The sequence below is a fragment of the Bradyrhizobium sp. Kon10 genome (assembly GCF_055807395.1).
Genome location: NZ_JBVVOZ010000005.1, coordinates 147,140 through 170,296, shown reverse-complemented (window position 1 = coordinate 170,296; position 23,157 = coordinate 147,140). Strand labels below are relative to the sequence as shown.

The 23,157-nt window shown below is 64.6% G+C and carries 21 protein-coding genes; 4 read left to right on the top strand and 17 right to left on the bottom strand.

Features of this window, described 5'->3' with window-relative positions:
* The first annotated feature begins 257 nt into the window (after positions 1-257).
* Positions 258-2,417: a lytic transglycosylase domain-containing protein gene (locus AC0L2O_RS10170; RefSeq protein WP_473369627.1), complete on the top strand. Its 2,160-nt coding sequence runs from the start codon at positions 258-260 to the stop codon at positions 2,415-2,417.
* Positions 2,418-2,617: 200 nt separating this feature from the next.
* On the opposite strand, the gene AC0L2O_RS10165 is transcribed toward AC0L2O_RS10170, so the two are convergent.
* The 14 genes from AC0L2O_RS10165 to eno form a co-directional block, all read right to left on the bottom strand.
* Positions 2,618-3,589 (bottom strand): tripartite tricarboxylate transporter substrate binding protein BugD, encoded by a 972-nt coding sequence (locus tag AC0L2O_RS10165; RefSeq protein WP_473369626.1) that lies wholly within the window; start codon positions 3,587-3,589, stop codon positions 2,618-2,620.
* Between the two features lie 77 nt (positions 3,590-3,666).
* Entirely contained in the window at positions 3,667-4,908 is a 1,242-nt protein-coding gene (locus tag AC0L2O_RS10160) for a threonine synthase (protein ID WP_369723472.1), read from the bottom strand.
* 216 nt (positions 4,909-5,124) lie between these two features.
* Positions 5,125-6,543, bottom strand: a complete 1,419-nt coding sequence (gene lpdA, locus AC0L2O_RS10155) for a dihydrolipoyl dehydrogenase (protein ID WP_473369625.1) — start codon at positions 6,541-6,543, stop codon at positions 5,125-5,127.
* 131 nt (positions 6,544-6,674) lie between these two features.
* A complete protein-coding gene (locus AC0L2O_RS10150; protein ID WP_369723471.1) occupies positions 6,675-8,021 on the bottom strand; it encodes a pyruvate dehydrogenase complex dihydrolipoamide acetyltransferase in 1,347 nt (448 codons plus the stop codon).
* A 61-nt stretch (positions 8,022-8,082) separates the two neighbouring features.
* Positions 8,083-8,535 carry a nucleoside deaminase gene (locus AC0L2O_RS10145; RefSeq protein ID WP_409188632.1) on the bottom strand — a complete coding sequence of 151 codons (453 nt, stop codon included), beginning with the start codon at positions 8,533-8,535 and terminating at the stop codon, positions 8,083-8,085.
* 2 nt (positions 8,536-8,537) lie between these two features.
* Positions 8,538-8,840, bottom strand: coding sequence for a DUF5076 domain-containing protein (locus AC0L2O_RS10140; RefSeq protein ID WP_369723469.1), 303 nt, complete (start codon positions 8,838-8,840; stop codon positions 8,538-8,540).
* A 3-nt stretch (positions 8,841-8,843) separates the two neighbouring features.
* Positions 8,844-10,235: a pyruvate dehydrogenase complex E1 component subunit beta gene (locus AC0L2O_RS10135; RefSeq protein WP_473369624.1), complete on the bottom strand. Its 1,392-nt coding sequence runs from the start codon at positions 10,233-10,235 to the stop codon at positions 8,844-8,846.
* A 29-nt stretch (positions 10,236-10,264) separates the two neighbouring features.
* Complete coding sequence (pdhA, locus tag AC0L2O_RS10130) at positions 10,265-11,287, bottom strand: pyruvate dehydrogenase (acetyl-transferring) E1 component subunit alpha (protein ID WP_369723468.1); 1,023 nt, start codon at positions 11,285-11,287, stop codon at positions 10,265-10,267.
* 236 nt (positions 11,288-11,523) lie between these two features.
* Positions 11,524-13,041: an aldehyde dehydrogenase gene (adh, locus tag AC0L2O_RS10125; protein ID WP_473369623.1), complete on the bottom strand. Its 1,518-nt coding sequence runs from the start codon at positions 13,039-13,041 to the stop codon at positions 11,524-11,526.
* A gap of 157 nt (positions 13,042-13,198) precedes the next feature.
* Positions 13,199-14,158 (bottom strand): GAF domain-containing protein, encoded by a 960-nt coding sequence (locus tag AC0L2O_RS10120; protein ID WP_473369622.1) that lies wholly within the window; start codon positions 14,156-14,158, stop codon positions 13,199-13,201.
* A gap of 130 nt (positions 14,159-14,288) precedes the next feature.
* On the bottom strand, positions 14,289-14,606 hold the full coding sequence (locus AC0L2O_RS10115) for an FtsB family cell division protein (protein ID WP_369723466.1): 318 nt from the start codon (positions 14,604-14,606) through the stop codon (positions 14,289-14,291).
* A gap of 174 nt (positions 14,607-14,780) precedes the next feature.
* Complete coding sequence (locus AC0L2O_RS10110; protein WP_369723465.1) at positions 14,781-15,332, bottom strand: NADPH-dependent FMN reductase; 552 nt, start codon at positions 15,330-15,332, stop codon at positions 14,781-14,783.
* A gap of 223 nt (positions 15,333-15,555) precedes the next feature.
* A complete protein-coding gene (locus AC0L2O_RS10105) occupies positions 15,556-16,689 on the bottom strand; it encodes a zinc-binding dehydrogenase (RefSeq protein ID WP_473369621.1) in 1,134 nt (377 codons plus the stop codon).
* 34 nt (positions 16,690-16,723) lie between these two features.
* On the bottom strand, positions 16,724-18,007 hold the full coding sequence (gene eno, locus AC0L2O_RS10100; RefSeq protein WP_473369620.1) for a phosphopyruvate hydratase: 1,284 nt from the start codon (positions 18,005-18,007) through the stop codon (positions 16,724-16,726).
* Positions 18,008-18,184: 177 nt separating this feature from the next.
* On the opposite strand from eno, the gene AC0L2O_RS10095 reads away from it, so the two are divergent.
* Together AC0L2O_RS10095 and queF are read left to right on the top strand one after the other, a co-directional pair.
* Positions 18,185-19,156 (top strand): Vgb family protein, encoded by a 972-nt coding sequence (locus AC0L2O_RS10095; RefSeq protein ID WP_473369619.1) that lies wholly within the window; start codon positions 18,185-18,187, stop codon positions 19,154-19,156.
* A gap of 29 nt (positions 19,157-19,185) precedes the next feature.
* Positions 19,186-19,638, top strand: a complete 453-nt coding sequence (gene queF / locus AC0L2O_RS10090; protein ID WP_369723462.1) for a preQ(1) synthase — start codon at positions 19,186-19,188, stop codon at positions 19,636-19,638.
* A 121-nt stretch (positions 19,639-19,759) separates the two neighbouring features.
* Here queF and AC0L2O_RS10085 read toward each other — a convergent pair whose 3' ends face one another.
* From AC0L2O_RS10085 to AC0L2O_RS10075, 3 genes are all read right to left on the bottom strand, one after another.
* Positions 19,760-20,971, bottom strand: a complete 1,212-nt coding sequence (locus AC0L2O_RS10085; RefSeq protein ID WP_473369618.1) for an MFS transporter — start codon at positions 20,969-20,971, stop codon at positions 19,760-19,762.
* Positions 20,971-21,822, bottom strand: coding sequence for a 3-deoxy-8-phosphooctulonate synthase (kdsA, locus tag AC0L2O_RS10080; RefSeq protein WP_473369617.1), 852 nt, complete (start codon positions 21,820-21,822; stop codon positions 20,971-20,973). The genes AC0L2O_RS10085 and kdsA overlap by 1 nt, the downstream gene beginning before the upstream one ends.
* A 131-nt stretch (positions 21,823-21,953) precedes the next feature.
* Complete coding sequence (locus tag AC0L2O_RS10075) at positions 21,954-22,280, bottom strand: NIPSNAP family protein (RefSeq protein WP_369723459.1); 327 nt, start codon at positions 22,278-22,280, stop codon at positions 21,954-21,956.
* A gap of 194 nt (positions 22,281-22,474) precedes the next feature.
* Between AC0L2O_RS10075 and AC0L2O_RS10070 the strand changes: the two genes are divergently transcribed.
* Positions 22,475-23,152 carry a response regulator gene (locus tag AC0L2O_RS10070; RefSeq protein WP_409188625.1) on the top strand — a complete coding sequence of 226 codons (678 nt, stop codon included), beginning with the start codon at positions 22,475-22,477 and terminating at the stop codon, positions 23,150-23,152.
* The last annotated feature ends 5 nt before the right edge of the window (positions 23,153-23,157 follow it).

Sequence of the window (23,157 nt, the reverse complement as noted above, 5' to 3'; positions counted from 1 at the left end):
GAATACGCGCAATCTGGCCAATTCCGGCCCCGAGCGCCGCCCTCTCCTGTCGCACCAGCCTTATTCGTTAATGGAAGATTAAAGGCCTGTTCTACCGTTGTACAAGTTCCCGCCGTCCATCCGTATTTTGCCGCATTGTTGCGGAAGCGTGAGGAATGCGAAACGATGCTGCGTCGCCGTTTTTGATGGCGTTTTGATTCTCGAGCCGCATGTCGTCGCGGATTTGGTTTGTACTGGTTTCGCAGGGGGACCACGCAATGAACCAGTGCCTACGCTCGCTCGCGTGTGTCGTTGCCATGGCTGCCTTGGCGCTCGTTCCGACGGAGCTGGCAGCCAAGAGCAGTCACAAATCATCCGCGTCGAAAAAGACGCATGAGGCCAAGGCCGGCAAGCACGGCAAGCATGCCGAGGCCAAGCGCAAATCGAAGAAGCACGACGATGAGCCCGCGGACAAGCCGGCACCGCCGCCGCTCACGGGCGATCTCGCCGCGCTGAAGGACGCCATCGACCTCGCGCGCAAGGGCAAGACCGACGAGGCGAGCGCGGCGCGCGACCGCATCGCCGATCCCGCCGGGCAAAAGCTCGCCGACTGGTTCATGCTGCGCCATTCCGAGAGCACGGCGAATTTCAAGCGCTACGCCGCCTTCCTCGCCGCCAATCCGGATTGGCCGAGCAGCGCGCTTCTGCGCCGGCGCGCCGAGGCGCGGCTGTGGCAGGAAAAGAGCGACGCAGCCACCGTGCACAAATTCACGATGGACCGACCGACCAGCGCCAAAGGCAAATTTGCGCTCGCCCGCGTGCTGCTCATGGAAGGCGACAGCGACAGGGCCGCACGTCTCGTGCGCGAGGCCTGGCGCACGGATGAATTGTCCGAACGCAGCGAGGAGGATTCCTACGAAGCGTTCCACGATCTCCTGAGCGCCGAGGATCATCGCGCCCGCATGGACAAGCGCCTGGGCGCCAAGGACTATGCCGGTGCACGGCGCGCCGCCAAGCGGCTCGGCGAGGACGCGCTGGCGATCGTCAAGGCCTGCGCCGCGGTCAACGGCAAGGAAAACAAGGCCAAGGACTATCTCGACGAGGTCTCCACCGAGGCGCGCCGCGATCTCGGCTATGTGCTGTGCCGCGCGCAATGGCAGCTCCAGAAGGACCACATCGAGGACGCGGCCGAGGTGATCTTGGCCGCCGCGCCCGACACGATGGCGGCCCAGGACACCGATGCGTGGTGGCGCGAGCGCCGCCTGCTCGCGCGAAAACTGCTCGACCAGGGCAAGTTCAAGACCGCCTATGACGTGGTGCGCGCGGCCGCGGTGCCGGAGATGGAGGTCTACCGGGTCGACTATCACTTCATGTGCGGCTGGATCGCGCTGCGCTATCTCGACGATCCCAGGGCGGCCATGATGCACTTCGCCGCGATCGACGAGGGCTCGGCCAATCCGATCGCATTGTCGCGGGCGCATTATTGGCGCGGCCGAGCGGCGGAGGCGATGAACGCCACGGCCGACGCGCGTCTGAGTTATCAAGCGGCCGCGCGCTATCCGACCGCTTATTACGGCCAGCTCGCCCGTGCACGGCTTGGCCTCGAGGGAATCGAGCTGCGCGGGCCCTCGCCGGTGCTGGCCTCAGCCGACACGCCGCCCGCGGACGAGCGCGTCCGCGCCGCCGACATGCTCTACGGGATCGGCGAGCGCGACCTGGTGTTTTATTACGCCGAGGATTTTGCCAAGGAGAGCACCGACGTCGCCGCCCTCAATGGACTCGCCGAACTCGCCGGCCGGCGCAACGATGCGCGCGTCATGCTTGAGGTCGGCAAGTCGGCGCTGGCACGCGGGCTGGCGCTCGACCAATACGCGTTCCCGACCATCGGCATTCCCGAGCACAAGCAGGTTGCGCCCGCGATCGAGACCAGCGTGATCTATTCCGTGGCGCGCACCGAAAGCTCGTTCAACCAGCGCGATAAATCGTCCGCCAACGCCGTCGGCCTGATGCAGGTGACGCCGGAAGCCGGCCGCGACACCGCCAAGCGCTTCGGCGTCACGTATGATTGGGACAGGATGGTTTCCGATCCCGTCTACAACACCCAGATGGGCGCAGCCGAGCTGAGCGCGCTGATGTCGGAATATCGCGGCAGCCAGATCATGACCTTCGCCGGCTACAATGCCGGCCGAGGCCGGGTGCGCGAATGGGTGCAGGCGCATGGCGACCCCCGCGATCCCAAGGTCGACCCGGTCGACTGGGTCGAGCGCATTCCGCTGTCGGAGACGCGCAACTACGTCCAGCGCGTGATGGAGAACGTGCTGGTCTATCGCGCGCGGTTCGAGGGCAGTGGCGTGGTGGCGGGGAAGAGCGACCAGCGCGTGGTGACGCATGATGCGAGCGCCAAGGCGACGCCGGTGGGATATACGGGACCGGAATAAGTTTGGCGGGCATCCGCTCTACCGCCTCATCCTGAGGGCCTGCGAGGCAGGCGTCTCAAAGGATGAAGGCCCCCGCTCTCGCCCGCGGCGATCCTTCGAGACGGCCGCGGAGCCTGTCATCGGGCCGCGCTTTGCGCGGACCCGGTGACGGCCTCCCCAGGATGAGGTCGGAGAGTGAGCCGAGACACGCGAGTTCGCCTTCATTCCACCGTGATATTCGCCGCCTTGATGATCGGCCACCATTTCGCAATCTCGGCCTTCTGGCGGGCGCCGAGGGCTTCGGGGGTGAGCTGATCCGAAGGTGTCATCTCGAGGCCCTGGCTTTCGAGCTGCTTCTTCACGGCGGGATCGTTCAGCGCTTCCACCGCGGCGGCGTTGAGCTTGGTCACGATCTCCTTCGGCGTACCCTTCGGCACCCAGAGGCCCGACCACAGCGTCATCTTGAAGCCTTTCAGCCCCGCCTCCTCCGCGGTCGGGATCTCCGGCGCGGACGCAAGCCGCTTGTCATCGGTGATGGCGTAGGCGCGGATGGTGCCGGCGCGGACCTGGTTGATGGAGTTGGAGGTCTGGTCGACGATGATGTCGATCTGGCCGGCAATGAGATCGTTCAGCGCAGGCGCGGTGCCGCGATACGGCACGTATTGCAGCTTGATGCCGGAGACGCTCTCGAAATAGACGCCGGCGATGTGGCTGCCGGAGCCTGCGCCAGCCGTGCCGGCCGTCGGCGGCGACGGTCGCGACTTCAGCCAGGCCAGCAATTCCTTCAGTGAGGTCGCCGGCACCGCGTTCTTGCTGACGACGATCATCGGGTTGCTCGGCAAGAGCACGACAGGTTCGAGATCGGTGACGAGATCGTAGTTGAGCTTGTAGACGGCGCCATTGGCCACATGGGTGCCGAGATGGCCGAAGGAGATGGTGTAGCCGTCGGGCGCCGAATGCACGGCGCGGCCGACGCCGATCGATCCGCCGGCGCCGGTGACGTTCTCGATCACCAGCGGTTGACCGAGAGTGACGCGCATCCGGTCGGCCAGCACCCGCGCCATTGCGTCCGACGGACCGCCGGCCGCAAACGGGACGATGATGGTGATGGGATGCGAGGGATAATTGTCGGCGCGCGCGGCGGCAGTGAGAGCGAGAATGCCGATCAGTGCGGCCGAGACGACCTTGGTCATTGTTCTCTCCCCAGCATTGTCGCTTTTGTTTTTCTTCACCTCGCCGCGCTTACGGGGAACGGGGCGAGGGAGAAGTTCTAGAACTGCGAATAATCGATTGGCTTGTGGCGATCGAGCGTACGGGTCACCGGCGGCAGCGGGTATTTCAAACCGGTGGCGCAATTGAACAGCATCACGCGGTCGTTTTTGCTGACGCGGCCATCGGCGAGGCTGTCCTTGTAAGCGGCGTAGGTGGCGGCGCCCTCCGGGCACAGCAACAGCCCCTCCTCGCGCGCGACCTCGTTGAGCGCCGACGAAATTTTGTCGTCGTCGACCGCAATGGCAAAGCCCTTGCTCTCGCGCACCGCGCGCAGGATCAGGAAGTCGCCGATCGCCTGCGGCACGCGGATGCCCGACGCGATGGTGTGAGCGTCCTCCCAGCGCGTCGCATGCTCCGTACCGGCCTCGTACGCGCGCACCATCGGCGCGCAGCCGGAGGCCTGTACCGCGACCATGCGCGGGCGCTTTGAGCCGATGAACCCGATCTTCTCCAGCTCGTCAAACGCCTTCCACATGCCGATCAGGCCGGTGCCGCCACCGGTCGGATAGAAGATCACGTCGGGCACGTCCCAGCCGAGCTGCTCGGCGAGTTCGAGGCCCATCGTCTTCTTGCCTTCGATGCGATACGGCTCCTTCAGCGTCGAGGTGTCGAACCAGCCGACTTTCGTTTTCCCCTCGCCGACGATCTTGCCGCAATCGTCGATATAGCCGTTGACGCGGTAGACCGTCGCGCCCTGAAGCTCGATCTCGCTGACGTTCACCTCCGGCGTGTCAGCCGGACAGAAGATCGTGGTCTTGATGCCGCAGGACGTCGCATAGGCCGCGAGCGCCGCGCCGGCATTGCCGTTAGTCGGCATCGCCATATGCTTGATGCCCAGCGCCTTGCCCATCGACACCGCCATCACGAGGCCCCGCGCCTTGAACGAGCCGGTCGGGAGCCGTCCCTCGTCCTTCACGATGATCTCGCCGCCACCGAGCTTTGCGCCAAGCTTCGGCAGCCGGATCAGCGGCGTCGTGACCTCGCCGAGCGAGACGATGTCCTTGCATTTGCGCACGGGCATCAGCTCGCGGTAGCGCCACATGTCGGCGGGGCGCTGGCTCAGTGCGTCCTTGGTCAGCGACTTCTTGACGCCAGCAAGATCGTAGCGCACCAGCAGCGGCTTGCCGGCCTTGGAGAGGTTGTGGACCTGGTCAGCGGCGTAGTGGTCGCCCTCCATCGCGCATTCGAGATGGGTGACGAAGGTCGGACGCTCGATGGTGAGGTTGTCGTTGTCGTGCATGGGGTGATTTCCTCTTCTTATTCTGATCCATTCATTATTAGACCGTCACCCTGAGGTGCGAGCCACGCGGCGCATCGCGCCGTATGGGGAGCCTCTAAGGGCGACAGCCCCGCTGCTGCATCTCGGCCGTTCATCCTTCGAGGCTCTCTGCACGGCGCTGCGCACCGCGCAGCTCGCGCTTCAGGATGACGGACTGGCAGATGCGACGCGCGCCCATCAAATATTCAACACCCGCCCATAAGCATCCAGCACAGCCTCCTTCATCATCTCCGACAGGGTCGGATGCGGGAAGACCGTGTGCATCAGCTCTTCCTCCGTGGTCTCCAGGTTCATGGCAACGACATAGCCCTGGATCAGCTCGGTGACCTCGGCGCCGACCATGTGGGCGCCGAGCAGCTGGCCGGTCTTCTTGTCGAAGATCACCTTGACCAAGCCCTGGTCCTCGCCGAGCGCGATCGCCTTGCCGTTGCCGACGAAGGGGAAGCGGCCGACGCGAATCTCGCGGCCGTTCTCCTTGGCCTTGGCTTCCGTCAGGCCGACCGAGGCGACCTGCGGCTGGCAGTAGGTGCAGCCCGGGATCATCAACTTGTCCATGGGATGCGGATGCAGGCCCTTGATCGCCTCGACGCAGACCACGCCTTCATGCTCGGCCTTGTGCGCGAGCATGGGGGGGCCTGCGACGTCGCCGATGGCGTAGATGCCGGGAATGTTGGTCTTGCCGTAACCGTCGATCACGATGCAACCACGATCGGTTTTGACGCCGAGCTTTTCGAGGCCGAGATTCTCGATATTGCCGACGACGCCGACCGCCGAGATCACACGCTCGAATTCCGCGGTCTGCTTGGCCTTGCCGTCGTCCAGCGTTGCGACGACGCTGTCGCTCTTTTTCTCGAGCTTCGTTACACCCGTGTTGGTGAGGATCTTGATGCCCTGCTTCTCAAGGCGCTTGCGGGCCAGACCGGCAATCTCGGCGTCCTCGACCGGCAGTATCTGCGGAAGTACCTCGACCACCGTGACGTCCGAGCCCATCGTCTTGAAGAAAGATGCGAACTCGATCCCGATCGCGCCCGAGCCCATCACCAGCAGCGACTTCGGCATCCGCTCCGGAACCATCGCCTCGAAATAGGTCCAGATCAGCTTCTTGTCGGGCTCAAGCCCCGGCAGCACGCGCGGCCGCGCGCCGGTCGCAAGGATGATGTGCTTGGCCTGATAGCTGCCCTCGCCCAGCGCGCCCTTCGGCCCCTCGACGTCGGACTTCTTCACCGTGACCTTGCCGGGCGCGTCGATCGAGGCCGCGCCCCAGATCACGCTCACCTTGTTCTTCTTCATCAGGAAGCCGACGCCATCATTCAGCCGCTTGGAGACACCGCGCGAGCGCTGCACCACGGCTTTCGGATCGAACGAGACGTTGTCGGCCGACAGACCGTAATCCTTGGCGTGCTGCATGTAATGATAGATCTCCGCCGAGCGCAGCAGCGCCTTGGTCGGGATGCAGCCCCAGTTCAGGCAGATGCCGCCGAGATAGGATTTTTCGACGATCGCGACCTTGAAGCCGAGCTGCGCAGCCCGGATCGCCGTGACATAGCCGCCAGGACCGGAGCCGATGATAATGACGTCGAAGGATGTGTCGGCCATGCGGGCTCCCGTTCAACTGACTTCGCAGGGTGGGCAAAGCGAAGCGCGCCCACCGCCGTTTAACGCGTACGAAACAAGGTGGGCACGACGCCTTGCGCCTTTGCCCACCCTACGTATTCACAGCTCTCGGCTCAGACCATCATCATGACGGGGTTTTCGATCAGCTGCTTGAACGCGCCGATCAGCTCGGCGCCGAGCGCGCCGTCGATGGCGCGATGATCGCAGGACAAGGTCACGCTCATCATATTTGCGATCTCGATCTTGCCGCCGCGCACGACGGGGCGTTCCTCGCTGGTGCCGACCGCGAGGATGGTCGCATGCGGCGGATTGATCACGGCCGTGAAGTGGCTGATGCCGAACATGCCGAGATTAGAGACCGCGGTGGTGCCTCCCTGGTATTCCTCGGGCTTGAGCTTGCGCGAGCGGGCGCGGGCGGCAAAATCCTTCATCTCGTTGGAGATGGTCGAGAGCGTCTTGGTCTCGGCCTTGCGGATGATCGGCGTGATCAGGCCACCCGGCATCGCGACCGCAACGCCGACGTCGGAATGGTGGTGCTTGACCATGCCGGACTCGGTCCAGCTCACATTGCAGTTCGGGATCCTCTGCAGCGCCACGGCCATCGCCTTGATGACGAAATCATTGACCGAGATCTTGTAGAGCGGCTTCTTCTCCTTGTCCTTGGGAGCAGCCGCGTTGATCTCCTCGCGTGCGGCGAGCAGCTTGCCGATGTCGCAATCGATCGTGAGGTAGAAGTGCGGCACGTTCTGGATCGAAGCGGTCAGGCGCTGCGCGATGGTGCGGCGCATGCCATCATGCGGGACGACGTCGTAGGAGCCGGGCTCGAACAGCGACAGTATCTGCTTGTCCGACATGGTCGGCGCGACCGATGGCGCCGCGGATGGAGCCGCGGCGGGTGCCTTAAGGCCTTTGCCGGACTTGGCCTGCTCGACGTCGCGCGCAACGACGCGGCCGTGCGGACCACTCCCCGTCACCATCGCAACATCGATACCGGCATCCTTGGCGAGACGGCGCGCCAGCGGTGAGGAGAACACGCGACCGCCATGGCCGTTGCTCTGTGCAGCCGGAGCCGCAGCCTGCGGTGCGGCGGCGGGCGGCGGAGCTTTCGGAGCAGCGGGTGCGGGCGCCGGCGCAGCAGCGGGAGCTGCAGCGGCTTTGGGTGGCGCAGCGGAGGCGCTGGGCTTCGCAGCCCCCGCACTTGCCGCCTTCAAATCCTCGCCTTCGCCGGCCAGCACCGCGATCACGTCATTGACCGGGACGTCCTGCGTGCCCTCGGCGACGAGGATCTTGGCGATCGTGCCTTCGTCGATGGCCTCGACCTCCATGGTCGCCTTGTCGGTCTCGATCTCGGCGATGATGTCGCCGGATTTGACCTTGTCGCCTTCCTTCTTCAGCCACTTGGCGAGGTTGCCCTTCTCCATCGTTGGCGAAAGAGCGGGCATCAGGATGTTGATGGGCATGCTGACCTCACGAAGAACTTTTCAAAATGTCGTCCCCGGGAGCGAGGACGAACAGACCAGGTTAGTTGCCGATGTCGCCTTGCCAGAGGCGCTCATTGGCAGGGATGGAACGCCACGACTTCATCATGGTGATGGAGCGGTCGTCGGCAAGGTCGATCCAGGGAATCCTGAACTTGTCGAGAATGTCCTTGGAGCCCGGGAAAGTGACGGATTCTCCGATCACCACCAGCGAGACCTTGAACAAAGCGAGCGCGCCGGCACACATCGAGCATGGCGACAGCGTGGTGTACATGACGGTGTCGTGGAATGAGATGGTGCCGGCCTCGCGCAAGCAGCTCATCTCGCCGTGCAGAATGACGTTGTTCTCCTGCACACGGTTGTTATGGCCGCGGGCGATGATCTTGTTGTCGCGCGTCAACACGGCGCCGATCGGCAGGCCGCCCTGCGCGATCGAGGCTTCCGCCTCGCGGATCGCCTCCAGCATGAAATCGAAGTGGCGGGATTCAACTGCCACGGTCAGTGTCCCTTCGCCCGTGGTGTGGTCGTTCCGGTGTCGGTCGGTCGCTCGATCTCGGCCTGGAACATCTCGAGGATACGGTTCATGGCGTCCTCCTCGGTATATTCGCTCTCGCGCGCATAGGCGCGCGCGGCATGGCGGGCGAGATCGACCAGCAGCAGGCCCCACATATCCGGCTCTTCGAAAGCACGCTGGAACGCCATCGACAACCCGCCGTCCAGCACGAACACGCGCAGAATCTCGACCGCATCGTCGCGGGCGAGGACGTCGGGCGGCAATGGCTGCTCCTTCGGGCCCGCCATGGCCTACCTGTAGCAGACGGCTTTGGCGGCCTCGACCACTTCGGCCGCCGAGGGCAGCGCGAGCTTCTCCAGGTTCGCGGCATAGGGCATCGGCACGTCCTTGCCGGTGACCCGCGCGACCGGCGCGTCCAGATAGTCGAAGGCGTTTTCCATGATGCGCGTGGCGATCTCGGCACCGACGCCGCTCTGGGCCCAGCCCTCTTCCACCGTCACCGCACGGCCGGTCTTCTTGACCGAGTTGATGATGGTCTCGGTGTCCATCGGCCGCAGCGTGCGCAAGTCGATGACCTCGGCCTCGATGCCGTCCGTGGCGAGCTCGTCGGCCGCCTTCAGGGCATAGCTCATGCCGTTCGACCAGGAGATGATCGTGACATGGCTGCCGGAGCGTACGATGCGCGCCTTGCCGATCGGGATCACGAAGTCGTCGAGCTTCGGCACTTCGCCGGTATGGCCGTAGAGCATCTCGTTCTCGAGGAAGATCACCGGATTGGGATCGCGGATCGCAGCCTTGAGCAGACCCTTGTAGTCGGCCGCCGAGAACGGCGCGACAACCTTCAGGCCCGGAATGTTGGAGTACCAGGATGCGTAATCCTGGCTATGCTGGGCGGCAACGCGCGCGGCGGCGCCGTTCGGGCCGCGGAACACGATCGAGCAGCCCATCTGGCCGCCGGACATGTAGAGCGTCTTGGCCGCGGAGTTGATGATCTGGTCGATCGCCTGCATGGCGAAGTTGAAGGTCATGAACTCGACGATCGGCTTCAATCCGGTCATCGCGGCGCCGACGCCGATGCCGGCAAAACCGTGCTCGGTGATCGGCGTGTCGATCACGCGCTTGGCGCCGAATTCCTGGAGCAGCCCCTGCGTGACCTTGTAGGCGCCCTGATATTCGGCGACCTCTTCGCCCATCACGAAGACGTCCGCGTCGCGGCGCATCTCTTCGGCCATGGCGTCGCGCAAGGCTTCACGGATGGTCTGCGTCACCATCTCGGTGCCGGCGGGCACCTCCGGATCAGGTTCGGCCACCGCTTGCGGCGCGGACGGTGCGGCCTTGGGCTGCGGCGCTTCGGCCTTTGCGGCGGCAGGAGCCGCGGACTCCGCGGCCTTGTGCTGCTGCGCAGGCGCGGGCGTTTTCGCAAGATCGGCCGCGCTCTCGCCATCGGCCAGAATGGTCGCGATCGGCGTGTTGACGGCCACGTCGGCGGTGCCCTCGGGGATCAGGATCTTGCCGAGCGTGCCCTCGTCGGTCGCCTCGACCTCCATGGTGGCCTTGTCGGTCTCGATCTCGGCGATGACATCGCCGGACTTGATCGTCTCACCCTCTTTTTTCAGCCATTTGGAGAGGTTGCCCTTCTCCATCGTGGGCGACAACGCGGGCATCAGCACTTGAATTGGCATATCGACTCCAAGGGAAAGCTTGCGCGCGTTCAGCGGTAAACGTCGGTCCAGAGCTCGGCGGGATCCGGCTCGGGGTCGTGTTGGGCAAAATCGGCGGACGCGTTGACGATCTCACGCACCTCCGCGTCGATCGCCTTGAGATCCTGCTCGCTGACCTTGGCCGCGAGCAGGCGGTTGCGCACCTGCTCGATCGGGTCCTGGTCATGGCGGACCTTTTCGACCTCCTCGCGCGTTCTGTACTTTGCGGGGTCGGACATCGAGTGGCCGCGATAGCGGTAAGTCTGCATTTCCAGAATCATCGGTCCCTTGCCGGCCCGGCACCAGGCGGTGGCCTCGTCGGCGGCGGCCTTGACCGCGCGGACGTCCATGCCGTCGACCTGCATGCCGGGAATATTGAAGGACGCGCCGCGTTTGGAAAAATCCTGCTGCGCAGAGGCGCGTGAGACCGACGTACCCATGGCATAACGGTTGTTCTCGATGACGTAGATCACCGGCAGCTTCCAGAGCTCCGCCATGTTGAAGCTCTCATAGACCTGGCCCTGGTTGGCCGCGCCGTCGCCGAAATAGGTGACGCTGACATTGTCGTTGCCGCGATAATGATTGGCGAACGCAAGCCCGGTGCCGAGCGAGACCTGGGCGCCGACGATGCCATGGCCGCCGTAAAAATGCTTCTCCTTGCTGAACATGTGCATGGAGCCGCCCTTGCCCTTGGAATAGCCGCCGCGCCGGCCGGTGAGCTCGGCCATCACGCCCTTGGCCTCCATGCCGGTGGCAAGCATATGACCGTGGTCACGATAGCCGGTGATGACCTCATCGCCCTGCTTCAGGGCCATCTGCATGCCGACCACCACGGCCTCCTGGCCGATATAGAGATGGCAGAAGCCGCCGATCGCGCCCATGCCGTAAAGCTGGCCGGCCTTCTCCTCGAACCGCCGAATCAAAAGCATGTCGCGGAGCGCCTTCAGCTCCTGCTCCCTGGTGAATTCCGGGGGCGAGCCGCCGTTGGTCTTGTCGTGTGAGGTGCTTGCGGCGGCTTTCTTAGGTGCGGCCATAGGAATTCCGGGTCAGAGAAAACTAAGCCCTCTCTAACCTAACTCAATCGCGCGCGAAAGCGCCGCGGCGGCATGGCACCACTTTCATTATGCCGCACTGCAACGTGATCGAAATATTGGAAAATCTTTGGCGCTGATGCGGCAACAAATTTAATCACCGGCGCTGCGTGGCTTCTCCCGTCGCGGCCGTTTGCGGCAGAGGGCGGCGCCAGAAAGGCGCCGCCCTCTCGTGCCCGTCAGAAGAAGCCGAGCTTCTTCGGGCTGTAGCTGACCAGGAGGTTCTTGGTCTGCTGGTAGTGATCGAGCATCATCTTGTGGTTCTCGCGCCCGACGCCCGACTGCTTGTAGCCGCCGAAGGCCGCATGCGCCGGATAGGCGTGGTAGCAATTGGTCCAGACCCGCCCGGCCTGGATGGCGCGGCCAAAGCGGTAGCAGCGGTTGGTATCGCGGCTCCAGACGCCGGCCCCCAAGCCATAAAGCGTGTCGTTGGCGATCGCGAGCGCCTCGTCGTCGTCCTTGAAGGTCGTGACGGAAACGACGGGGCCGAAGATCTCCTCCTGGAAGATCCGCATCTTGTTGTGCCCCTCGAATACCGTCGGCTGGACATAAAATCCGTCGGCGAGATCGCCTGGCAGCTCGGCACGTCCGCCCCCGGCAAGGACCTTCGCACCCTCCTGCTTGCCGATTTCGATGTAAGAGAGGATCTTCGCCAACTGCTCGCTAGAGGCCTGCGCGCCGATCATGGTGTCGGCCTCGCGCGGATCGCCCTGCTTGATCGCGGCAACCCGCTTGAGCGCCCGCTCCATGAAGCGGTCATAGATATCCGCATGGACCAGCGCGCGGCTCGGACAGGTGCAGACCTCGCCCTGGTTCAGTGCGAACATCACGAAGCCTTCAATCGCCTTGTCGAAGAAGTCGTCGTCTTCGGCGGTAACGTCCTTGAAGAAGATGTTCGGCGATTTGCCGCCAAGCTCCAGCGTGACCGGGATGAGGTTCTGGCTGGCATATTGCATGATCAGCCGGCCCGTCGTGGTCTCGCCGGTGAAGGCGATCTTGGCGATCCGCGGGCTCGAGGCCAGCGGCTTGCCGGCTTCGAGGCCGAAGCCGTTGACGATGTTGAGCACGCCGGGCGGCAGGAGGTCGCCGACGATTTCGGCCCAGACCATGATCGAGGCCGGCGTCTGCTCGGCGGGCTTGAGCACCACGCAATTGCCGGCGGCGAGCGCGGGCGCGAGTTTCCAGCAGGCCATCAGCAGCGGGAAGTTCCAGGGGATGATCTGGCCGACGACGCCGAGCGGCTCGTGAAAATGATAGGCAATGGTGTCGTGGTCGATCTCGCCGATCGAGCCTTCCTGGGCGCGCACGACGCCGGCGAAATAGCGGAAGTGATCGATCGCCAGCGGCAGGTCGGCGGCGCGGGTCTCGCGGATCGGCTTGCCATTGTCCCAGGTCTCGGCAATCGCGAGCCGCTCGAGATTGTCTTCCATGCGATCGGCGATCTTGTTCAGGATCGCGGCGCGCTCGGCGACACTGGTGCGTCCCCAAGCAGCCTTGGCGGCATGCGCGGCGTCGAGCGCGGCCTCGACGTCCTGACTGTCGGAGCGCGCGATCTTGCACACGATCTGGCCGTTCACCGGCGAGGCATTGTCGAAATACCGGCCCGAGATCGGCGCGACGAACTTGCCGCCGATGAAATTGTCGTAGCGTGCGGCGAAGGGATGTTTGGTGACGCTGAGGAATTCCACCTTGTTCATTGATCACTCCCGATGTTTGCTGTTTGCGCAATCCGTCGTGTGCTCACGACTTGCGCCGACCATGTCGCGGGAGTGGTGTTCTGTCAGCCCGGTCGGACGCGACGATCGAGCCGACCTGTCGCAGTTCTGCGACAGTGACGAAGGACGACCGCGAACGCTAATGGTTCAGCCCGAACCGGTTGAGCTTCCGGTGCAGTGTGGCGCGGCTGACGCCAAGGGCCTTGGCGGCGGCCGATACATTGCCGCCCGCGCGGAGCAGCGCCCGCTGCAGCACCGCGCGCTGACCGCCGGCCAGGTGATCGTGGGCGGTATCGCCGCCGAGAAGATCGGCCGCGGGCACCGGCTGCAACGGGCGGCCGGGCGCAATTCCAAGTCCGATCCGGGCGGATCTTGTCGCGCCGATCACGAGATCATCCGCGTCGACTGCGACCAGCCCGCCACACTGGCCATCAATGGCCGGCGTCAGCACAATGCGAGCGTGAGCGAACGCGTTGCGAAACAGGTCGGCCTCGATCCGCCTGGCCGCCTCGCCGGCCGCGAGCGCGATCAGACTGGCGAAGGCATCGGTGCGGTCGGCGCGGCAGGAGGAGACGTCGAGCACGCCGGCGAACCTCCCGTCATGATCGTAGATCGGAACGGCGGTGCAGCTCAGCAACGTGTTGCGGGTGAAGAAGTGCTGATCGCGGTCGATCGTCAGCGGACGCTGCTCGACGACGCAGGTGCCGATGCCGTTGGTCCCCTCGTGCTCCTCGCTCCACAGCGCACCGGTCCACAGCCCCCAGGAGTCGAAGGTGGCATCGTCGGCCGGAGTGCCGCGACGATCGACCGGCACGCCGTCCCCATCGGCCAGCAGCACGCAGCAGCCGGCGGCGCCGACCGCCTGATAGAGCCGGTCCATGGCCCCGCGCGCGGCGCACAGTAACGGCGCGATGCGCTCGCGCGCCGCTCGCAACTCGGCTTCGCTCAGCCGCATCGGCGCGTGACGGCCGCCGGGATCGAGATGATGCAATCGGGACGAACGGCGCCACGAGGCCACGAGCGCGGAGCGAGCCGCCTGGCCTGACGCGATGGCGGCCTCGACGCGGGCCGCGTGATGCCGGGGGGTTTGCCCATTCATCACTGTTCCTCCGGGCGGCAATCTAGAGTGTGCCGACGCTGCCTGATTGATCTGCGTCAAACCTGGCGTGCAGCGTGGGATTCATCAAAAGGTCGCCGCCAACGGTGCAGCCAGGCTCGCGACGCTCTGATCAGTTCGGCGGGATCATCCGCACGAGATCATGCGGATTGACATAGTCGAGCTGAAACCGCGCCTGCTCGTCCAGCGTGTCGGGATCGATCTTCTCCGAGCGCAGGAGCGAGACCCGCTGCTCGTTCCTGGCGCGCTCGCGCTTGAGCTGCGCCAGTTCGCTCGTGAGCGCGATGATCTCCTGATCGAGTTCCTGGCGGGCGTTGAGACCGTATTTGCCGGTATAGGCGTTGACGCCGAAATAGCCGACGATCGCAGCCGCCATCGCATAGAGGGCAAGACCGGTCAGGATCGATTTCAGGCGCGCGCGCGAGACCATTTTGGCAAGATGGGGCAGCTTGGTTAAGGGACTGCTAATGTCCCCTGCACGCGCGCTTCCGGATCCTCATGGTGAGGCGGCGCGCGCGAAGTGCCGTCGCGAACCCTTCGAGACGACCGCTGTGCGATCGCCTCAGGATGAAGAACTCGCCACCCGGGCGCGGCGAAGTCGGCCTCAGCCGTGATGCTTCGCCACGTGCGCGGCAAACGCGTCGACATAGGCCTGGAGCACCGGCTTTAGGGAGTCCTTGACCAGATTGCCGCCGGCATCGAAGGCGTCGCCGACAGCGTTCAGATACGCCTCCGGCTGTTGCAGGATCGGCCCGGAAATGCCCGGCAGGATGGTCTGCAGATGCTTGGCCGCGCTGACGCCGCCGAGTGGACCCGGCGAGTTGGAAATGATGCCGACCGGCTTGCCGTTGAACGAGCTCTTGCCATAGGGCCGCGAGGCGACGTCGATGGCGTTCTTGAGCACGCCGGGGATGGAGCGATTGTATTCCGGCGTGACGAAGATGATGCCGTCCGACTTCTGGAGCTTGTCGCGGAACGCGAGCCAGTCAGCTGGCGGGGCGCCCTCGAGGTCCTGGTTGAAGAACGAGATCCCCGCCGGGGTGATGACCTCGAGCCTGAGGGAGGCCGGCGCGAGTTTTGCGAGCGCGTTGGCGACCTTCAGCGAAAAGCTGTCCTTGCGCAGGCTGCCGGCGATCACGACGATATTGTAGGCCATGGGTTGTCCTTGATGTGTTGCCCCGGAGATCTTGAGCGGGAGTGCCGGGCCGGCAGTTAATCGATCCCGACCGATGTATGCAAGTGCATGAACCGATCCGATTTGGAAACGCAGCGTTTCGCCAAAGGAGATCGTTGCCCAAAACGATCAGGCCGCCAAGCGGCGGCCTGATCTTCGGCGCAAATGTGGTTTCGTCAGATCGTTGGCCCACAGGCCAACGGAGTTACTTATTCGGAGCGATCAGGAATTTCTCGCCAGTGGCGCGTTTGGCGTACACCGCGATATTGGCCGGATCGAGCGTCTCGGAAAGCGACACCACCTTGGTGTAGTGGCTCGCGAAGGTCGTCTTCAATTCGTCGACCACGCGCTGGCGCAGCTTGGCGCCGTCGGCCTGCCCGATCTTCATCAGGAACGGAAACAGCAGCCAGCCGCCGACGCCCCAGGCCATGCCGAAGCCGCGCGGGAACTCGATCGGGCGCACGTCGAGGCCGCCGTAGACGTAGACCTGCTTGTGCACGTTGGAGCCGTAGCGGCTGTATTCCTTCGCGGTCTTGTTGATCGCGACTTCCATGCAGTTGAGGATATCGCCGGCAAGCTTGCCGCCGCCGATGGCGTCGAAGGCGATGGTGGCGCCGGTCTCGACCAGCGCGTTGGTGAGATCGCCGAGGAAGCTCGGCGCGGAGGAGTCGACGACGTATTTGGCGCCGATCTTGTGCAGGATGTCGGCCTGCTCCTTGCTGCGCACGATGTTGACCAGCGGGATGCCGTCCTTGATGCAGATCTTGTTCAGCATCTGCCCGAGATTGGAGGCGGCCGCGGTATGCACCAGCGCCTTGTGACCCTCCCGCCGCATCGTCTCGGTCATGCCGAGCGCTGTCAGCGGATTGACGAAGCAGGATGCGCCCTCGGCCGGCGTCGTGCCTGATGGCAGCGGCAGGCACTCGCGCACTTTCAGGGTGCGGTACTGCGAATACATCGCGCCGCCGATCATGGCGACGGTCTTGCCCATCAGCGCCTTCGCGGCATCCGACGAGCCTGTCCTGATGACGACGCCGGCGCCTTCGTTGCCGACCGGCATGGATTCGTCGAGCCGGCCCGCCATCGCCCGCATCGCGCCTTCCGGCACCTTCGCGGTGACGACCGGAGACTCTTTCGCGCCCGATGCCTTCGCCGTGCTCATATCGGCCGCGCCGATCAGAAGCCCGAGGTCGGACGGGTTGATCGGCGCCGCCTCGACGCGGACGACGACCTCGTCCGCGGCGGGCTCGGGGGTCGGCACGTCGAGCAGGGAGATTTCCAGTTCACCGCTCGCCTTGATCAGCGAACGCAGTTGCAGTCCGGTCTTACCGTCGCTCATGTCGATCCTCCCCTTGTTTCGTCCAAACGCTGGCTTATGCCAGCGCCTTCAGTGCCGCCTTGCCGCCGTAGAGCGCCTGCTTGCCGAGTTGCTGCTCGATGCGCAGCAGCTGGTTGTATTTGGCGGTGCGATCGGAACGCGCAAGGGAGCCGGTCTTGATTTGCCCGCAATTGGTGGCCACCGCGAGATCAGCGATGGTGGAATCCTCGGTCTCGCCGGAGCGGTGTGACATCACCGACGTGTAGCCGGCCTTGTGCGCCATCTCGACGGCGGCGAGCGTCTCGGTCAGCGTGCCGATCTGGTTGACCTTGATCAGGATCGAGTTGGCGCGGCCCGCCTTGATGCCTTCGGCGAGGCGCTTGACGTTGGTGACGAACAGGTCGTCGCCGACGAGCTGGCACTTCTTGCCGACGAGGTCGGTGAGCTCCTTCCAGCCGTCCATGTCGTCTTCCGACATGCCGTCTTCGATGGTCACGATCGGATAACGGCCGACGAGGTCGGCAAGATATTTGGCCTGCTCGGACACCGAGCGGGTCTTGCCCTCGCCTTCATAGACGTATTTGCCGTCCTTGAAGAACTCGGTCGAGGCGCAGTCGAGGCCGATCACGATGTCGGTGCCCGCCTTGTAGCCGGCCTTGCCGATCGCGTTCATGACGAACTCGAGGGCGGCGTCCGCCGACGGCAGGTTCGGGGCAAAGCCGCCCTCGTCGCCGACATTGGTGTTGTGGCCGGCCTTCTTCAGCTCCGATTTCAGGGTGTGGAAGACCTCGGCACCATAGCGCAGGCCTTCGGCGAAGGAGGACGCGCCGACCGGCAGGATCATGAACTCCTGGAAGTCGATCGGGTTGTCGGCATGCACGCCGCCATTGATGATGTTCATCATCGGCACCGGCAAGAGTCGCGCCGAGGTGCCGCCGACGTAACGATAGAGCGGCATGTCGAGCGAGTTCGCGGCCGCCTTGGCGACGGCGAGCGAGACGCCGAGGATGGCATTGGCGCCGAGCCGGCTCTTGTTCGCGGTGCCGTCGAGGTCGATCATGATCTGGTCGATCTGGACCTGCTGCTCGGCATCCATGCCGCTCAGGGCCTCGAAGATCTCGCCATTGACGGAGCCGACCGCCTTGGTGACACCCTTGCCGAGATAGCGGGCCTTGTCGCCGTCGCGCAGCTCCACCGCCTCATGGGCACCGGTGGAGGCGCCGGATGGCACGGCGGCGCGCCCGAGCGCGCCGTCTTCCAGCACGACATCGACCTCGACGGTGGGATTGCCGCGGCTATCCAGGATTTCGCGTCCGATGATATCGACGATGGCTGTCATGATGTTGCACTTCCGTTCGTTGGAGCTGATCGGTTCGCCGCGGGTCTTACACGGAGCGCAAGCAAATGTGAACGCTTGGACGCCCCGCTTCGACTGACGCTTGAAGCGCTCAGGGCTAAGCTTGAGGCCGCTTGGTCTGCGCGTCCAACCTCATTCTGAAACAGTCGGGGTAACGCCATGAATCGCCGCCAGTTTCTTGCCTCAAGCGCCGCCCTCCTCGCAACCCGCCCAAGTATTGCGCAGGAAGGCCCGTTCCGAACAAAATATTTTCCCATTAGCCCCGGCGCCGGGTTGCATGACCTTGCCCCCGCGTCCGACGGCACGGTCTGGTTCACCGCACAGGGCAAGGGCCTGCTCGGCAGACTCGATCCGAGCGAAGGCACATTCAAGACTATCAGCCTCGGCCAAGGCGCCGCCCCGCACGGCGTGACGATCGGACCCGACGGGGCGCCATGGATTACCGAAGGCGGCCAGAACGCGATTGCGCGGGTCGATCCTTCCGATCTCAAGGTCACGTTGTTCCACCTGCCCGAAAAATTCGCCTACGCCAATCTCAACACCGGGATATTCGACAAGGCCGGCACCTACTGGTTCACCGGACAGTCCGGCTATTACGGCCGCCTGGCACCGAAGTCCGGCGAGATGACCGTGTTCAAGGCGCCGAAGGGCGTCGGTCCTTACGGCATTGCGGTCACGCCCAGGGGCGATGTCTGGTACGCCTCGCTCGCCGGCAGCTACATCGCGAAGATTGACCTTGCAACCGGCAACGCCAAAGTGGTCGAGCCGCCGACGCCGAACCAAGGCGCGCGGCGGGTCTGGTCGGATTCGAAGAGCCGGATCTGGGTCAGCGAGTGGAATAGCGGTCACGTCTCGGTGCACGACCCCGCCGAAGGCTCCTGGAAGACATGGAAGCTGCCGGGCGAGCGTCCGCGTGCCTATGCGGTCTATGTCGATGACAAGGACAAGGTCTGGCTGACCGATTTTTCGGCCAACGCGATCGTCCGCTTCGATCCCGCGACAGAAAAGTTCACCAGCTTCCCGAGCGACCGCGCCAACGCCAATGTCCGCCAGCTCGATGGTCGGCCCGGCGAACTCTGGGGCTGCGAGTCCGGCAACGACAGGGTGGTCATGGTCCAGACGATCGCCTAAAGAAGCGTCCCGAAAAGGACGCAAACACGATGGCGAAAAAGACCCTCCAGCTCGGCCGCGCGGTCGAATGGCCGCACACTCCGGAAGAAGCCCAGCTCGACCACGTGCCCAATCCGCAGAAAGGCACCGATTATCTGGTCCGCTTCACCGTACCGGAGTTCACCTCGCTGTGCCCGGTGACGGGCCAGCCGGATTTCGCGCATCTGATGATCGACTACGCACCCGGTCCGTGGCTGCTGGAGTCGAAGTCGCTAAAACTCTACATCGCGAGCTTCCGCAACCACGGCGCCTTCCACGAGGACTGCACCGTGATGATCGGCAAGCGCATCGCCTCCGAGATCAAGCCAAAATGGTTGCGCATCGGCGGCTATTGGTATCCACGCGGCGGCATCCCGATCGACGTGTTCTGGCAGACCGGCCGTGTGCCGAAAGGCCTGTGGGTGCCGGAGCAAGGCGTCGCGCCCTATCGCGGGCGGGGCTAGCTGGGGACGAATGACGATGAAATCGCATCACGCGGCGACGGACCTTGCCTGATCGCGCCGCCCGGCGCCCTACGCTATCGTTCGCGGCTCGCTGACGAGCGAGGTCGATTGGCTACTTCCGTCAGGCGCGTGCATCAGCCGGAGCGCGAGGCTTGAGCATCCGGCCGCAGAGGAGGCCCAGCACCACCATGATCGCGGCGCTCGTGATCAGGGTCGGCACCTTGCCGCCGTGCTGAAGGCCGAGGCCATAGGCCAGTGGTCCGACGGTCTGTCCCATGAAGAAGAAGAACGAGTGCAGCGACATTGCCGTCGCCCGCGCCCCGATCGAGAGCTCGCTGGCAAACACCTGCAAGCAGCCATGGATCATGTAGAAGCCCCAGCCCATCGCCAGCATGCTGAGGAACTGGAGCTTCCAGCCCGGACCGAAAGCCAGCGCACTGAGTTGCAGCGCCACGAGGCTCGCGCCGGCAATCATCATGCCCCTGACGCCGAGCCACGGCAGGAAGCGCGAGACCGTGAACGTGTAGAACAGCCCACCGATCGCAAAACCCGCGATCACGATGCCCGCGATCGAGAGCGACTTTTCACCGAGGTCAAACAGAAGAGCGGCGATGAACGGAAACAGGCCAAACACGCAGCAGCCCTCGACGAACACCGCCGAGTAGCAGTAACGCGTGTTGGGGTTCTTGAAGATGGTGCGGTAGCCCTGCCGCAAAGTCTTGAGATCGGTCTTCGGCGGGGCCGCAAGTGCGGCACCGCGAAAGCCCGCGGCGACAGCAACGGCGGCGATCAGACCGAGCGCGCCCAGCACCATGAGCACACCTCGCCAACCGATCAAATCGCCGATGATGCCGGAGGCCGACGCGCCGAGCAGGTTGCCGGTCATCGAACCCGCCAACGTGCGTCCGATCGCGACCTGCCGCTTGGCCGGCGCAACCAGGTCGGCGGTCAGGCCGAGCGCCACCGGAAACACGCCGCCGGATGCGATGCCGGCGAGGATGCGGCTCGCGAACAGGCCCGAGAACGAGGTGGCGAGCGCGCCGAGAATGCAGGACACGCCGAGCAGCGCCAGACACAGCGTCATCAATCGCGCCTTGCCGAACAGATCGGCGGCGGCGCCGACCACCGGCTGGACCAGCGCGTAAATCAGGGCATAGCCGGCCGCGATGCTTGCGGCCGTCGTGATGCTGATCGCAAAATCCTCCGCGACGTGCGGCAGCACAGGATCAAGCGCACGCGTCGACAATGCCGCCGAGAACCCGGCAAGCGCAATGATGTTGATCGCAGGTGGAAACTTCTGGTCGGAGGACGGCCCGGTCACAGGCTGGTGCATCAGCGCGTGGTGCTTTTGGCCAGCGCGTCGAACGCCATCAGGGTGCGGATCAGCCCTTCGAACTCGCGCAGCGGCACCATGTTGGGCCCGTCCGAGGGGGCTCGATCGGGATCGGGATGGGTCTCGATGAAGACGCCGGCGACTCCGACCGCAACAGCCGCGCGCGCCAGCACCGGCACGAATTCGCGCTCGCCGCCTGAGGAAGCCCCCTTCCCGCCCGGCTGCTGCACCGAATGGGTGGCGTCGAAGATCACGGGCGCACCGGTGGTGCGCGCCAGGATCGGCAGCGCACGCATGTCCGAGACCAGCGTGTTGTAGCCAAAGGACGCGCCGCGTTCGGTGACGAGCACATTGAAATTGTTCGCGCTGGTGATCTTGGCCACGACGTTCGCCATGTCCCACGGCGCCAGGAACTGGCCTTTCTTGACGTTCACGACCTTGCCCGTTGCGGCCGCGGCCAGCAGCAGATCGGTCTGGCGGCACAGGAAGGCCGGGATCTGCAACACATCCACCGCTTGGGCCACATCGGCGCATTGCGCGGCATCATGCACGTCCGTCAGGACGGGCAGGCCGATTGAGGAACGAATTTCGGCGAAGATCGGCAGCGACTGCGCAAGCCCGAGGCCGCGCGCAGCCGAGGCGCTGGTGCGGTTGGCCTTGTCGAAGGAGGTCTTGTAGACGAGGCCGACATTGAGCCGCGCGGCGATCTCCTTCAGCGCGGCGGCCACCTCGAGCGCATGCTGGCGGCTTTCGAGCTGGCAGGGTCCTGCAATGATCGAGATCGGCAGATCGTTCCCGAATTTTACCGCACCAATGGTGACGACTGGCGCCGCTGATGTCGAAGAGCTCACGATGAATTTTCCCCGCTTTCGCCGCGACCATAGCGGCGATGAGAGGCCGATCAACCCTGTTCGGCCCGGGCCGTTCGAATATCAGGGTTGCGCCGGGGCTGTTCGCAAGGCCCCGGCGGCGCCAGGAGGCGTTATTTCACCGACGAGAAGGCGGTCGGCGTCAGGAGCTGGCTGACGATGTTGGCGACGATCTGGCCGTCCGCTTCGCTCTCGGTGCGCCCCTTCACCCAGTCCGGATCGGTCATGAACTTGCCCCACTTCGCTTCACGGTCGGCGAGCGACTCCCAGGCGAGGAAATAGGTCAGCTCCTGGTTGGATTCGCCGATCAGCGTCGTGAAGAACCCGGCCTGCTTGATGCCGTGCTTCTCCCACAGCTTCAGCGTCACCGTCTCGAACCGCTTCAGCAGCGCCGGCAATCGGCCGGGCACGCAGCGATAGATCCGCATTTCGTAGATCATTCGTGTTCCTCCCTGAACAGTGTGGCGGTTATAGCGACTGGTCACGACGCTGTCTTGAGCGCCACCCGGGCGCCCCTGAGGCGTTTCGCGCATGCCTGCGCGGGCTCGCGCAACGCACCGCGTGCCCGGTTCCCGCAATGCTGCCGCAATGATCAGGCCGCTAGAATGGCCCAGTTGCGTTTCAGGTGCGGATCATGCGGATTTTACTCGTCGAGGATGAGGCGGAGATGGCCGGCGCGCTGGCGTCGGCGCTGAGGCGCTACGACATGGTGGTGGACCATGTCCCGACCCTTGCGGAAGCCGAAGAGGCCATTTCCGCCGATGTCCATGCCGCCGTTCTGCTCGACCGCCAGCTTCCCGACGGCGACGGCCTCGCCCTGATCCCGAAGCTTCGGGCGCGCGCTGGCGGCGTTCCGATCATCGTCCTGACCGCACGTGGCGAGCTCGCCGACCGCGTCGCCGGCCTCGACAGCGGCGCCGACGATTATCTGGCCAAGCCATTCGCGGTCGAGGAGCTGCTGGCGCGCCTCCGCGCCGTGCTGCGTCGGCCCGCAGGCCTTTCCCCGGACCTCATCCGCGCGGGCCGCCTTGCCTTCGACCTCGGCCATCGCGAGGCCAGCATCGACGGCCAACCGTTCGAGCTGCCGCGCCGTGAGCTGCTGGTGCTCGAAGCCCTGATCCGCCGCATCGGCCGCACCGTGCTGCGTTCCGCGCTGGAAGAGGCCGTCTATAATTTCGATGATGAGATCGCGTCGAACGCGCTGGACACGCATATCTCGCGGCTACGCCGCAAGCTTGCCGAGGCGGATGCCGGCATCGAGATCCACGGCATTCGCGGCGTCGGCTATCTCCTGAAGAAACTGCCAGCCTGAAGAAG

Excerpts from the sequence above, each read along its gene's own strand:
- AC0L2O_RS10095 (WP_473369619.1), top strand. The coding sequence starts at position 18,185 with ATGAATCGCCGCCAGTTTCTTGCCTCAAGCGCCGCCCTCCTCGCAACC.
- adh (WP_473369623.1), bottom strand. The coding sequence starts at position 13,041 with ATGAACAAGGTGGAATTCCTCAGCGTCACCAAACATCCCTTCGCCGCA.
- eno (WP_473369620.1), bottom strand. The coding sequence starts at position 18,007 with ATGACAGCCATCGTCGATATCATCGGACGCGAAATCCTGGATAGCCGC.
- AC0L2O_RS10115 (WP_369723466.1), bottom strand. The coding sequence starts at position 14,606 with ATGGTCTCGCGCGCGCGCCTGAAATCGATCCTGACCGGTCTTGCCCTC.
- AC0L2O_RS10150 (WP_369723471.1), bottom strand. The coding sequence starts at position 8,021 with ATGCCCATCAACATCCTGATGCCCGCTCTTTCGCCAACGATGGAGAAG.
- AC0L2O_RS10070 (WP_409188625.1), top strand. The coding sequence starts at position 22,475 with ATGCGGATTTTACTCGTCGAGGATGAGGCGGAGATGGCCGGCGCGCTG.
- AC0L2O_RS10170 (WP_473369627.1), top strand. The coding sequence starts at position 258 with ATGAACCAGTGCCTACGCTCGCTCGCGTGTGTCGTTGCCATGGCTGCC.
- AC0L2O_RS10135 (WP_473369624.1), bottom strand. The coding sequence starts at position 10,235 with ATGCCAATTCAAGTGCTGATGCCCGCGTTGTCGCCCACGATGGAGAAG.
- lpdA (WP_473369625.1), bottom strand. The coding sequence starts at position 6,543 with ATGGCCGACACATCCTTCGACGTCATTATCATCGGCTCCGGTCCTGGC.
- queF (WP_369723462.1), top strand. The coding sequence starts at position 19,186 with ATGGCGAAAAAGACCCTCCAGCTCGGCCGCGCGGTCGAATGGCCGCAC.
- pdhA (WP_369723468.1), bottom strand. The coding sequence starts at position 11,287 with ATGGCCGCACCTAAGAAAGCCGCCGCAAGCACCTCACACGACAAGACC.
- AC0L2O_RS10105 (WP_473369621.1), bottom strand. The coding sequence starts at position 16,689 with ATGAGCGACGGTAAGACCGGACTGCAACTGCGTTCGCTGATCAAGGCG.
- AC0L2O_RS10165 (WP_473369626.1), bottom strand. The coding sequence starts at position 3,589 with ATGACCAAGGTCGTCTCGGCCGCACTGATCGGCATTCTCGCTCTCACT.
- AC0L2O_RS10120 (WP_473369622.1), bottom strand. The coding sequence starts at position 14,158 with ATGAATGGGCAAACCCCCCGGCATCACGCGGCCCGCGTCGAGGCCGCC.
- AC0L2O_RS10160 (WP_369723472.1), bottom strand. The coding sequence starts at position 4,908 with ATGCACGACAACGACAACCTCACCATCGAGCGTCCGACCTTCGTCACC.
- AC0L2O_RS10085 (WP_473369618.1), bottom strand. The coding sequence starts at position 20,971 with ATGCACCAGCCTGTGACCGGGCCGTCCTCCGACCAGAAGTTTCCACCT.
- AC0L2O_RS10140 (WP_369723469.1), bottom strand. The coding sequence starts at position 8,840 with ATGGCGGGCCCGAAGGAGCAGCCATTGCCGCCCGACGTCCTCGCCCGC.
- AC0L2O_RS10075 (WP_369723459.1), bottom strand. The coding sequence starts at position 22,280 with ATGATCTACGAAATGCGGATCTATCGCTGCGTGCCCGGCCGATTGCCG.
- AC0L2O_RS10110 (WP_369723465.1), bottom strand. The coding sequence starts at position 15,332 with ATGGCCTACAATATCGTCGTGATCGCCGGCAGCCTGCGCAAGGACAGC.